This is a genomic window from Opacimonas viscosa, assembly GCF_024199005.1.
GTDB lineage: Bacteria > Pseudomonadota > Gammaproteobacteria > Enterobacterales > Alteromonadaceae > Opacimonas > Opacimonas viscosa.
In genome coordinates, this window is the sequence record NZ_JANATA010000019.1 from 1 (window position 1) to 12,506 (window position 12,506).

The following is a 12,506-nucleotide window of genomic DNA, read 5'->3' on the forward strand; positions in this document are numbered from 1 at the left end:
CCGTTGGTGTTGAGTGGGTCGTCTCAAGCGAGGTGCGCATTCTACATCCTTCTTGGCATGCGTCAACCTCTAAATTATGATATCTGCAAAAAAGATCACTTTTTGAGTCCGAATGCTCAATCTTTAATCTACTGAGACACTCTAAGTCTTTTACTACCCACGTTTATGTCGCAAAACTACGTGAAATTCCGGGTATAGTTGCTTAAATGTACAATAAGAGTAAACTTATTCAGCTTTTTTAAGCTTTCCTACTATTATAACAATAATGATAACAAAAAGGTTTATTATGAAATCGGTTAATACCAACACACTTATTATCCTAGCGTTCCTATTACTTGCAGGATTCTTTATCGTATCAAAACTCACTTTTCTTACTCCTGCATTAGCATTTGTAGTTGGTGTTGTTTTAACGTTTATTGTTTGTCAGTTAGATTTACCTACAAAATCTACTAACGCAAACACAAATCCTAGTAGTCCAGCAGAACTTACTACTTTATATATAGGCAATCTTCCTTACCGTTCCAAAGAAGCATCAATTAAACTCCACTTTGAACAATACGGTTATGTTGACTCAGTCAGATTGTTGAAGGACAGAAGAACTGGTAAACCAAAAGGTTTTGGTTTTGTTGAAGTCGCTAGTGATGCCGCTAATAAAATGATTAAGAAACTAAACGACACTACATTTGAAGAACGTACGTTGAAAGTTCGTTTAGCTAAAGAGAAAGTAGAAGACTAACATTAATGTCAGATTATCAGATTCAACTCAGCGAAAAAAAACATCGTTTCGCTGAGTTACTTGCCCCGTTTATTTCAGACCCCATTTTACAAAAAACTTATGTTGCCGAATCAGAACCAGAGCATTACCGAATGCGTGCTGAATTTCGTGTATGGCATGATGGGGACGACTTATACCATATAATGTTTGATCAGCAGTCCAAACAAAAATACCGTGTTGATCAATTTCCTGCAGCTTCTGTTTTAATTAACCAGGCTATGACTGATGTCATCAGTGCTGTTAAAACCTCAGCTATACTGAGAAATAAATTATTTCAAATAGATTATCTATCCTGCTTGAATGAGCAACTCGTCATATCATTGGTCTATCACAAACCATTAGATGATGAATGGTACCAAGCTATTAATCAGTTACGTCTAGAGCTAAGTGCATCCTATCCTGTCCACTTTATCGGTAGAGCAAAAAAACAGAAGGTAATTTGTACACAAGACTTTGTTATTGAAAAGCTCAAAGTAGATGGTCGTGAGTTTATCTTCAAACACGTAGAAAACAGCTTCACCCAACCCAATGCCAAAGTTAACGAAGCGATGCTCGCATGGACAATGGCCTTTGGTCGGGAGTGTCAGGGTGACTTACTTGAACTCTATTGTGGTGCTGGAAACTTCTCTATCCCATTAGCAACAGTCTTCGATAATGTTGTCGCAACAGAAATATCTAAAACGTCAGTAAACGCAGCACAGTTTAATATCGCCGAAAACAACATCGACAATTGTGCTATTGTGAGGTTATCTGCTGAAGAGTTTGTGCAAGCAAAAAACAAGGTAAGAGAGTTTCGTCGGTTACAAGAAGTACAAGTAAATTTAGACGATTTTAACTTTACGACAGTTTTAGTCGATCCTCCTCGAGCAGGATTAGATGCTGCAACAATACAAATGATTGCCCAGTATGAAAACATTATATATATATCCTGCAATCCTGAAACGCTGGCGAATAACTTAGTTTCGCTAACCACAACGCATGATGTTATTCAAAGTGCATTGTTTGATCAATTTCCATTTACCCATCATATGGAAGCTGGCGTCATTCTACGAAAGAAACAATAAATTTGCGTATATGCATCACACGAAGGACACAACTCGAGATGCATATACTCTGCGAAAATGCTTGCTGTGCTGGCAGTTAAAGACTGCTCTTATCCCTTGCTTTTTGTTCTTTGGGTGTAAAGTGTTTGGCTCCAAGCTGTACTAGCATTAATTGTTGTTTGACCTTTTTGGCGATAATCAAGGCTTGTTCGGGATCCGCATCTAGTGCTTCTGCTCCTGCACTAAAGACTATTTTGACCATTGCTTCCGCTTGTAAATCAGCAAGCCCTTTAGCTGTCTTTTCTCGCAAGACAATGTAATCTGACAACTCTTTAGTAAAGTGATGGATCTCCCGTAAAACAGCTGAACGGAAACCCGCTGACGTACCTGTGTGTTCCCGCAACAAAACACGAAATACATTTTTGTGTTCAGCAATAAACTCCATAAATGTATCGACTGAAGTTTCTATAGCACTGACATCATGGGTGATTCTTTTACGTGCACTGCGCATTAGTTGCCGTAAAGCGAGTCCAGCCTCATCCACCAAAGTTAAGCCTAATTCATCAATATCCTTGAAATGACGATAAAAAGAGGTAGGTGCTATGTTAGCTTCCCTTGCGACCTCTCTAAGAGAAACAGATGAAAGGCTTTTTTCGGCATCTAAACATCGAAACGCGGCATTTATAATGTTTTGTCTCGTTTCCATTTTTTGTTCTAAACGAGATTTTTTATTAGACATTAGATGGAATATCCTTGCTAATTTTAGCTGAGTGAATTACATTTAGCGTACAACTGTACGCTGAAATTTTAAAGATTTATTTATGCAAAAACCCCCTTTGATCAAATTCAATGTCATTCTATTTACCGTGTTGACGCTAATCACCTTGATTGGTGTTCCTTACTGGGCAATGACTATCGGCTTCAATGGATTTGAAATCGCTACCACAATCTTCCTTTTCTTCTTCACAGGTATGTCAATCACTGCTGGTTATCACCGTCTGTGGTCACATAAAGCCTATGAAGCAAATAGTTTTGTTAGATTTGTACTTGCTGTTGGCGGTGCTATGACTTTACAAAATAGTATTCTACACTGGGCCAGCGACCACCGTGTGCACCATAAACATGTCGATGTAAACGACAAAGACCCATATTCAGCTAAGCGTGGTTTTTGGTTTTCGCATATGGGATGGATGTTACGTGAATATCAATCTGAACGCTATACCGACTATTCAAATTGCCGTGACTTACAAAAGGATAAAATAGTCATGTGGCAGCACAATTATTATGTCCCGATTGTGTTATTAGCCAACTTCGGAATTACGGCGCTACTGGGTTATTTAAATGGTTCGATATTAGGCATGGTTCTGTTAGCTGGTGTTGCCAGGATCGTCATGGTTCATCATGTTACCTTCTTCATTAACTCACTTTGTCATATATGGGGCAAGCAAACCTATACCGACGTCAACACAGCCAAAGACAATGGTATCTTAGCATTGTTTACTTTTGGTGAGGGTTATCATAATTTCCATCATATATTTGAATATGACTATCGCAATGGTATCCGCTGGTGGCACTATGATCCGACTAAATGGTTGATCAAATCTCTTTCTGTACTTGGCATGGCAAAAAACCTACGCAAGTGCCCTGAAGACAGAATCCAGCAAGCTAAATTTTCAATGCAATTATTAAAAGCACAAAACAAAATAGCAAAATATCCTAACGCTGAAATTTTAAAGGCTAAGTTGGAAGAAGAGTATGCTGTATTACTAGAAAAGTGTAATGAGTATTATGCAACCAAAAAACGCTTAGTTAGAGTCCAACAAAGACAGTTACAAAAATCTGTTGAACGTTCGGTAGAAAAGGTCACTCAAGAGAAAGCACTATTACAACAAAGATGCACCGAATTACAAAATGCTTTTTTGCTACAAAAAGAGCGCTGGAATGCAATATATAAGTTACAATTGCTACCGGCATAAACACTCTTAAGTATAACACCCTAAAGCCGATATCTGAGTATCGGCTTTTTTACATTGGAAAGAATTATGGAACAGACATTGGCGCATTTTGACGTTGTAGTGATAGGCACCGGACCAGGTGGTGAAGGTGCTGCGATGCAGTTATCCAAAGCAGGAAAAACCGTTGCTGTTATTGAACGTTATGAGCATGTTGGTGGTGGTTGTACTCATTGGGGCACGATTCCATCAAAAGCATTACGTCATTCCGTGAGTCGTTTGATTGAATACAATCAGTCGCCATTGTTCAACCAAACCGATGCAAGTCAACGTCTCACCTTCAAAGACATCATGTCACACGCTAGTGGAGTCATCCGCAAACAAACGAAATTACGTGGCGGGTTTTATTCGCGTAATCGAGTATCGCTGATGCATGGACAAGCAAGCTTTATCGATACTAATACACTTAAAATTACACGCGATGATGGCACTTTTGAAAACATCACTGCCGATACTTTTGTCATTGCTACAGGTTCACGCCCTTACACTCCACCGGATATTGATTTTAGTCATCCACGCATTTATAACTCCGATACGATTTTATCCATGCAACATGATCCCAAAAGCATGATTATTTACGGAGCCGGCGTTATTGGTACAGAGTACGCCTCTATCTTCCGCGGTATGGGGGTCAAAGTTGATTTATTCAATATGCGAGACCGCTTATTATCATTCTTAGATGATGAGATATCTGATTCATTGAGCTATCACCTGTGGAACAATGGTGTAGTCGTGCGCCATAATGAAACTTATGACAAAATCGAAGGTAGTGAAGACCATGTGGTGATCACTACTGAATCAGGCAAAAAAATGCGTGCTGATTGCTTACTTTTTGCTAATGGACGTTCAGGTAATACAGAAATGCTGAACCTTCCTGAAATTGGCCTGACACCTGATTCGCGAGGACAGCTTTCGGTCAATGAAAATTATCAAACTGAGGTCGGCCATATCTATGCAGTAGGTGATGTTATCGGCTACCCAAGCTTGGCATCTGCTGCTTATAATCAGGGGCGATTTGCCGCAGAAGCTATCTTATCAGCAGGGAAAGTGCATAACGGTCTGGTGGCTGATATACCGACAGGAATTTACACCATTCCCGAAATTTCTTCAGTCGGTAAAACAGAACAAGAATTAACAGAAGCCAAGGTACCTTATGAGGTAGGTCGAGCACAGTTTAAACACCTAGCAAGAGCACAAATCGCAAATTCAATGGTCGGTAGTCTGAAAATCTTATTCCATCGTGAAACGAAAAAAATTCTAGGGATCCATTGTTTTGGCGAGCGTGCTTCTGAAATCGTCCACATTGGACAAGCCATTATGCAGCAAAAAGGCAAAGGCAATACCATAGAGTACTTTGTTAACACGACGTTCAACTACCCTACCATGGCCGAAGCCTATCGAGTCGCGGCATTAAACGGTTTGAACCGCTTGTTCTAAATATTAATAGAACAGATTTGACGGCAGTATTTTCTGAACTCAGATACTGCCGCAAATTGATATGACTAAATCAGGATGACAACCGTATAAGTATGCTCTGATGAGAGTAATTTGAATCACCTAAAGTGAATTGTTTTGATTTTGTAAATGGACAAACAAATTACTCAAAGGCATGGGTCTGGCATATAAATAGCCTTGGACCTGTTCACACCCAATCTCTTTTAAAAATTCTGCCTGATCTGGTCGTTCTACCCCTTCAGCAATCGTCGATAAGTTTAACTTATGCGCTAAAGCAATAATGGTTTCTGCAATATGTGCTTGAGTATCAGGGGTAAATTCTTGGACAAATTGTCGATCGACCTTCAAACGGTCAATCGGCATTTTTTGTAAATAACTTAAAGAAGAAAATCCTGTACCAAAATCATCAATAGCAATTTTAAACCCTAGTTCTTTGAGTTGATGTAAACTTTGGATCACCACATCGGGTTCATCCATCACGACACTTTCAGTGATCTCCAGTTCGATAAGAGATGGATCCACAGTGAACTCGGACAATAATAATTTGATGTTTTGAGCAAAATTATTACTTCTTAGCTGAATGATAGACACATTCACAGCAATCGTGAGATCTTTATATCCTTGAGCATGTAACATACGAGCACTTCGCAAAGCTTCACGGAACACCCATAAACCTAAATCCACGATTAAGCCAGAATACTCAGCTGCGGGAATAAACTGATTTGGTGGAATAAACTTACCATTAGCATCAGGCCAACGTAACAATGCTTCGACACCACAAACCTTCATAGAGTTTAAACACAATTGTGGCTGAAACCACAACTCCAACTCTCGACGCTCAAAAGCGGACGTCAAACGGCGAATTAACTCTATTCTCCATAAGGTTTTTTCTTCTATTTCAAAACTATACCAAAAATGATTCAGCGTAGAATTTTTCTTAGCTCGGTTTAATGCTAAATTACAACGCCTAAAGATATCAGCACCGTTATCATATTCGCTATCTAAATGACAAATTCCCATATTTACAGATACTGGTAATGAATATTGCCCCGCACGAAATGGTGATTCGAAGATTAAAGAAATATCTTCAGGCTTTAACAAAGCTGCTGGACCAACTAAACCAAACACATCGGGCCCTATGCGACTAATAGTAATGCTTTTTTCCAAACTGGATTTTAAGCGTTTGGCGACTGCACGTAACAGCATATCACCAGTATCCTGACCCAGAGCATCATTTACATCTGAAAAATGGTTTATATCAATAATCAAAACATGTAACCCGTCCATACTTTTTGAGTAATCAGGCGTGTTTAGAAAATTGATGAAATCGTTGCGATTAGGTAATTTGGTTAATACATCTTTAAATGCAGTGGTATGCAAGTCTAAAAATAAAGCGACATGCTTATAACCTGCTTTAATACCATTTAATAAATGTTGCAAGTCTACAAACATAGCTGAATCATGTTCAATTTTGCTATTTATAAACATCACCATTTCAAAGTTATTGTCACCCACAAAAAATAGTGTGCTAGTAGTATGATGAATAGTCCGCTTTACTCTAAACGCTTCATCGACGGTCTTAGTAATACGCTGATCATTCAACAGTTTTAGTGGTTGATTGATATACTTAGTGTTCTCTCCTGCTGCAGCGCAAATACGAACATTGGTATCACGTTGCTGAATAATACTCCCGACTTTTAAACATAGGATATCCTCTGGAGCGAGTTGATAACTGGCACAGAACTGTAAAATTAACCCTTCACAGAAATCTGATAAAGAATTTTTACTAAAGAAATTACTGGTCGCGCCGATAACTTTTAATGCACCAGATTTTGTAAGATTTTGGCATTTGTCAGCGACACTTTTAGCGGTTGGGAAAACTTGCTTTACTTTTGACAAAACAATATATCTGCAAAGTGAACATATCTAAAATATAGTTCACAACACCTTAGTTAGCTAACACTTAGGAAAATAAATTTAATGAAACCTGATAAGGATATTGGGAGAACTGTTGCTGTACCCAATAATCCATCACAACAGGTTTCTTCCATACCTACCTCTGTCTATCCCGCCCAGCAGCGCCTATTAAAATGGTGCGCATTGCTTGGTGTAGAACAAAGTGGAATCGAATCATCCAACGTTAATCTATTTGCTAATGCAGTAAATGATGCTCTTTACACTCGCAAAGCTAATAATCTTAAAAGTATTTTGACAAAAGCGTTAAGCAAACCACAAACAAGTGTGCCAAAGGGCAATATGGATGTCGATTGGTGGTTTAATTTTGTTGAAATCGCACAGGAAATCCACTCTAGTTCTATGCAAGATGTTTGGGCGAATCTCTTAATTAAAGAGATTACCAAACCAGGGAGTATTAGCTTACCCACACTAAAAATCATCAAATCTTTGACACTTAACGATACCAAAGCATTTAATAATATATGTAATTTGGCTGCTACGACACCAACAGATACAGTACCAATGGTCATCTCTGGCTTCAGTGCTAAACCCTCTATTTTAAGAGTCGGTAGGAGCTTCATCAGAGAAGATATTGCGTTGTATCGCTTTGGCCTAGCTTATTCTGATTTACTTGCGTTCGATGCACTTGGTTTGATGTATAAAGATGAGATTGAAACGGGTCCAATCGCCACTGATAAAAGACAACAATGGCAGCAATTAGACAGACAATTTTACCTGACACCAAAACGTAAAAATACCTCTTTACGATATTATAAAATGACCAGTGCAGGCAATGAAATTGCAGGGTTATTAAAAAAGGAACCCCAAGAAACGTACTTTTACGAAATGAAAGAAGCCCTAAAAAAAGGGTTTGATTTTTATTAAAAGACGAAGTCTAAATCATGTTAAAAGTACAACAAATAACGCTTTTATAATGCGTCGAGCCTTTTATATGAATGGTGACGATATTACTTAAATACCGTCACCATACTCATGTAAACCGCATTCTCTTTTTAGACCAAAAAAGCGCGTATCTTCTTCCGTCATACCGGCGGTGAGTGGACGTGTTGTATGCCAGTCACCGATAGAGACATACCCTTGCTCCCATAACGGGTGATAAGGTAAGTTATTAGCCTTTAAATAATCATGTAAGAGTTTATTCGATTGATCAATAATTGGGTATACCTTGATTTGATTACCAACACGCTGTGCCACCGGCAGTGTACTGCGTCCGCCTGACTGCGAGCGACGTAAGCCCGCAAACCAAGTACCTACATTAAGTTCAGCTAATGCTCTGTGCATTGGCTCCACTTTATTCAACTTATTATAAGTCTCAATCCCTTCAACGCCTTGTTCCCATAATTTGCCATACTTGGCTTCTTGCCATGCAGCAGAAATCGGGGCTCGATACACCTGTAAATTAAGATTTAATTTTTCAGTCATCTCATCAATAAATTGATACGTTTCAGGGAAAAGGTAACCCGTATCGGTTAAAACCACCGGCGTACCAGGCGCAACACTGGATATCAAATGCAACATAACAGCGGATTGGGCACCAAAGCTCGACGACACAATGGCATTTTGTGGCAAATTAGCAAATGCCCATTCCACTCTAGCGACCGGTGACATTGCTTCTAACTCAGGCGCTAGCTCAGCTAAAGCGGCTTTATCCCAGGCTGTTATGTCTGGCGTGGACGAGGTAGATGTATCATTGTGCGCAGAATTAAGCATAAAAGTCCTTCGCAGAATCAATGACTGGAGCAACAATGCCAGCCCGAATAACAAAATCGCCAAATGCTTCATTACTTTCTCGATTGACTGACCATTGGCCAATTAAATCATCGAGTATGTCCATAATCTCAACGTCAGTGATATTTTCCTTATACATTTTAGGAATACGTGTACCTTCGCGGTTACCACCAATATGTAAATTATATTTGTTGGGTCCTTTACCTACTAACCCGATTTCGGCCAGCATCGCACGCCCACAACCGTTGGGACAGCCTGTAATTCGGTAAATAATACTCTCGTCAGGCATACCATGTTTAGCCAAAATACCTTCAAGTGTGTCGACTGCTTGTGGCAAATAACGTTCTGCTTCTGCCATAGCTAATGGACAGGTAGGCAGTGACACACAAGCCATAGAGTCTTTGCGTTGTGCAGAAACATTTGGCATCAAACCGTGTGCTTGCGCCAATGCCTCAATCTGATCTTTCAGCTCTACCGGAACAGCGGCAATCACTAAATTTTGGTTAGCTGTGAGTCTAAATTCACCAGGATGAATTTTGGCAATTTCACGACAACCTGTTTTCAATTTTTTATCCGGGTAATCTAGAATACGACCATTTTCGATGAAACAAGTAAGATGGAACTTACCATCTACACCTTCTACCCAACCAAAACGGTCACCACGACTAGTAAATGTAAAAGGTCGTGATGCAGTAAAACTGACACCAGCACGTTTTTCAACTTCAGCTTTAAACGTTTCAACACCGACTCTTTCAAGCGTGTATTTCGTCTTTGCATTTTTACGGTTGACGCGGTTACCCCAATCACGTTGAGTACTGACTACTGCTTCTGCTACTGCTAGAGTATGCTCTAAACTTATAAAGCCGAAATCATCTGCACGACGAGGGAAGGTAGATTCATCACCATGTGTCATAGCTAAACCACCACCCACTAACACATTGAAACCAACCAATTCACCATCTTCTTCGATCGCTACAAAGTTCAAATCGTTAGCGTGCACATCCACATCATTTTGTGGCGGAATCACGACGGTTGTTTTAAATTTACGAGGTAAATAAGTACTCCCCAAAATAGGCTCTTCTGTGGTCTCAACCTTTTCACCGTCCAACCAAATTTCAGCATACGCTTTGGTTTTTGGCAGTAGGTGCTCAGAGATTTTTTTAGCCCATTCAAACGCTTCAGTATGGACTGCAGATTGTTCTGGGTTTGACGTGCATAATACGTTTCGATTGACGTCTCCAGCGGTTGCAATGGAATCAATGCCTACTGAGTGCAAAGTTTGGTGCATCAGCTTAATATTTGGTTTTAGAACCCCGTGAAACTGAAATGTTTGGCGAGTAGTCAATCTAATCGAACCATACATCGTGTAATCATCAGCAAATTTATCAATCGCTAACCACTGCTCTCCCGTAATAACACCACCAGGTAAACGTGCACGTAACATAACATTGTGCAATGGTTCTAATTTTTGCTTGGTTCGTTCACCACGAATATCTCTATCGTCTTGTTGATACATTCCATGGAAACGAATTAACTGAAAGTTATCTGGAGTAAAGCCACCAGTGAGATCATCTTTTAAGTCTTCAGTAATGGTGCCACGCAAAAAATTACTTTGCGTTTTCATGCGTTCATTGTCTGCTAACTTGCCTTCAACAATTAATGTGTTCTTGTCAGTCATTAGTAGACGTCCTTCTGGTAACGTTTAGCTTTACGTAAAGCTAATAAACTTTGTTTTGCTTCATCGGCACTTTGTTTACCGTGCGTCTGATAAATTTCTAATAGTGCATTCTCAACATCTTTAGCCATATGCATGGCATCACCACACACATAAAAATGCGCACCTCGTTCTAGCCAAGCATACACTTCTGCACCCTGCTCAAGTAGGCGATGTTGAACGTAAATCTTCTCAGCTTGGTCACGCGAAAATGCGAGGCTGATGTGAGTTAATAAGCCTGATTTTTTGTAGCCTTGCCACTCGGTTTGGTAAAGGAAGTCTTGGGTAAAGCTTGGGTTACCAAAAAATAACCAGTTATCCCCTTCTGCGCCTTGTGCATCACGTTCTTGCATAAATGCACGGAACGGAGCAATACCGGTACCTGGACCTACCATAATGACTGGTGTATTAGGATCAGCAGGTAAACGGAAGTTAGGGTTTGGTTCGACATAAACCTTGACCTCGGCACCTTCTTCTAAACGCGTAGATAAGAAACCTGAGGCGCCACCTTGATGAGCAAAACCATGTGCATCGTACGCTACATGGGCTACAGTAAGATGGACTTCATCTTCTACTTCTGTTTGACTTGAGGCAATTGAATACAAACGAGCTGTGAGCGGACGCAAAGCATCAACAAGCTGTTGTGCACTCACTGAGACTGGATTATCTATCACAATATCTACGATTTGACGATCTACAATATACTCACGTAGTGCTTTCTTATCTGCGAGTAAATCTTGTAATTTCGCATCTTCGGTAACTTCTGCTAACTTGCTCACAAATGTTGGATAAGATAATGTCAGTTCTAGTTTTTCAGTTAATGCTTGGTGCAATGACATTGTGGAATCTTGCACTGTCACTTCAGTATCCCCTGATAATTTAAGGGTACTTAAAATACGCTCTACAACATCTGGAGAATTTAAGAAGTACACCCCTAGCGCATCTCCTACTTCGTAGGACATACCGGAATCTTCAAGGGAGATTTCAATATGACGAATATCTTTTACTGAATCCCGACCCGTGATCTTTAAGCTTTCAGATAATGTGGCTGTAAACGGGTTCTTTTTGTCGTAAGTTGTCGTAGCACTGACTAAACTCGGAGCATTCGCCGCAAACGTGGCAGGGACTGAGGTTGTTTGAGCAGCAAAATCATCTTTTATAGCTGCAATAACAGCATCACCCCAAGCTTTTGCTGCACTGTCATAATCCACATCACAATCCACTCTTGCAGCAACCGCATTGGCACCTAAAGCACTAAGACGGGTATCAAAATCTTTAGCTGTTTGGCAAAAGAATTCATAACTGGTATCACCAAGACCCAACACTGAATACTTCAATTGGGCAACTTTTGGGGCTTTTTTGCTTGCGACATATTCATGGAATTCAACCGCGTCATCTGGAGCATCACCCTCACCGTGCGTCGATACAATAACCGCTAAATGCGTCTCAGATTTAAGTTGGCGAGGTTTGTAATCCGCCATAGAAACAACTTTAGCGTTGATTCCTTCTGCTTTGGCTTGCTCGCCAAATGCATTTGCTACACCCTTGGCATTGCCCGTTTGTGAGCCGTACAAAATGGTTAATTGGGCAGAAGAGGCTTGTGCCTGTGTAGGCTGTTCTAATGGAACAGTTCCAGCAGCAGCTAATCCAGCAGTGTAACCACTGAGCCAAGTCAATTGTTGACTATTAAGCCCAGCCATCGCCTGGGTTATCGCATTTAACTGGTTTGGTTCAATAAAACCAGGTTGGATCGGAGTATTCGACATAAAAAAAGCGTCTATTTAACTGATGATGCGAGAAGT

10 protein-coding genes are annotated in these 12,506 nt (G+C 40.1%); 5 read left to right on the forward strand and 5 right to left on the reverse strand.

What is annotated here, in order from left to right; all coding sequences use genetic code 11:
• Positions 1-286 precede the first annotated feature (286 nt).
• Together NLF92_RS10110 and trmA are read left to right on the forward strand one after the other, a co-directional pair.
• Complete coding sequence (locus NLF92_RS10110) at positions 287-736, forward strand: RNA recognition motif domain-containing protein (RefSeq protein WP_254101457.1); 450 nt, start codon at positions 287-289, stop codon at positions 734-736.
• Positions 737-741: 5 nt separating this feature from the next.
• Positions 742-1,839: a tRNA (uridine(54)-C5)-methyltransferase TrmA gene (gene trmA / locus NLF92_RS10115; protein WP_254101459.1), complete on the forward strand. Its 1,098-nt coding sequence runs from the start codon at positions 742-744 to the stop codon at positions 1,837-1,839.
• A gap of 76 nt (positions 1,840-1,915) precedes the next feature.
• On the opposite strand, the gene fabR is transcribed toward trmA, so the two are convergent.
• Positions 1,916-2,557, reverse strand: coding sequence for an HTH-type transcriptional repressor FabR (gene fabR / locus NLF92_RS10120; RefSeq protein ID WP_254101461.1), 642 nt, complete (start codon positions 2,555-2,557; stop codon positions 1,916-1,918).
• Positions 2,558-2,639: 82 nt separating this feature from the next.
• Here fabR and NLF92_RS10125 point away from each other — a divergent pair, with 82 nt between their 5' ends.
• A complete protein-coding gene (locus NLF92_RS10125) occupies positions 2,640-3,794 on the forward strand; it encodes a fatty acid desaturase (protein ID WP_254101463.1) in 1,155 nt (384 codons plus the stop codon).
• A 66-nt stretch (positions 3,795-3,860) separates the two neighbouring features.
• Positions 3,861-5,267: a Si-specific NAD(P)(+) transhydrogenase gene (gene sthA, locus NLF92_RS10130; RefSeq protein ID WP_254101465.1), complete on the forward strand. Its 1,407-nt coding sequence runs from the start codon at positions 3,861-3,863 to the stop codon at positions 5,265-5,267.
• Between the two features lie 120 nt (positions 5,268-5,387).
• Here sthA and NLF92_RS10135 read toward each other — a convergent pair whose 3' ends face one another.
• Entirely contained in the window at positions 5,388-7,184 is a 1,797-nt protein-coding gene (locus tag NLF92_RS10135; RefSeq protein WP_254101467.1) for a bifunctional diguanylate cyclase/phosphodiesterase, read from the reverse strand.
• 81 nt (positions 7,185-7,265) lie between these two features.
• Between NLF92_RS10135 and NLF92_RS10140 the strand changes: the two genes are divergently transcribed.
• Entirely contained in the window at positions 7,266-8,126 is an 861-nt protein-coding gene (locus tag NLF92_RS10140) for a TIGR03899 family protein (protein WP_254101469.1), read from the forward strand.
• An 87-nt stretch (positions 8,127-8,213) separates the two neighbouring features.
• On the opposite strand, the gene NLF92_RS10145 is transcribed toward NLF92_RS10140, so the two are convergent.
• The 3 genes from NLF92_RS10145 to NLF92_RS10155 are packed head-to-tail and all read right to left on the reverse strand — an operon-like array spanning position 8,214 to position 12,470.
• Positions 8,214-8,972, reverse strand: coding sequence for a phosphoadenylyl-sulfate reductase (locus NLF92_RS10145; RefSeq protein WP_254101471.1), 759 nt, complete (start codon positions 8,970-8,972; stop codon positions 8,214-8,216).
• A complete protein-coding gene (gene cysI, locus NLF92_RS10150) occupies positions 8,965-10,668 on the reverse strand; it encodes an assimilatory sulfite reductase (NADPH) hemoprotein subunit (RefSeq protein ID WP_254101473.1) in 1,704 nt (567 codons plus the stop codon). Before cysI ends, NLF92_RS10145 begins: the two co-directional genes overlap by 8 nt.
• Positions 10,668-12,470: an assimilatory sulfite reductase (NADPH) flavoprotein subunit gene (locus NLF92_RS10155; protein ID WP_254101475.1), complete on the reverse strand. Its 1,803-nt coding sequence runs from the start codon at positions 12,468-12,470 to the stop codon at positions 10,668-10,670. The genes cysI and NLF92_RS10155 overlap by 1 nt, the downstream gene beginning before the upstream one ends.
• Positions 12,471-12,506 lie beyond the last annotated feature (36 nt).

Bases quoted from the DNA above. Each gene is read 5' to 3' on its own strand.
- fabR (WP_254101461.1), bottom strand. From the start codon at position 2,557: ATGTCTAATAAAAAATCTCGTTTAGAACAAAAAATGGAAACGAGACAA.
- NLF92_RS10145 (WP_254101471.1), bottom strand. From the start codon at position 8,972: ATGCTTAATTCTGCGCACAATGATACATCTACCTCGTCCACGCCAGAC.
- NLF92_RS10140 (WP_254101469.1), top strand. From the start codon at position 7,266: ATGAAACCTGATAAGGATATTGGGAGAACTGTTGCTGTACCCAATAAT.
- NLF92_RS10110 (WP_254101457.1), top strand. From the start codon at position 287: ATGAAATCGGTTAATACCAACACACTTATTATCCTAGCGTTCCTATTA.
- NLF92_RS10155 (WP_254101475.1), bottom strand. From the start codon at position 12,470: ATGTCGAATACTCCGATCCAACCTGGTTTTATTGAACCAAACCAGTTA.
- trmA (WP_254101459.1), top strand. From the start codon at position 742: ATGTCAGATTATCAGATTCAACTCAGCGAAAAAAAACATCGTTTCGCT.
- cysI (WP_254101473.1), bottom strand. From the start codon at position 10,668: ATGACTGACAAGAACACATTAATTGTTGAAGGCAAGTTAGCAGACAAT.
- NLF92_RS10125 (WP_254101463.1), top strand. From the start codon at position 2,640: ATGCAAAAACCCCCTTTGATCAAATTCAATGTCATTCTATTTACCGTG.
- sthA (WP_254101465.1), top strand. From the start codon at position 3,861: ATGGAACAGACATTGGCGCATTTTGACGTTGTAGTGATAGGCACCGGA.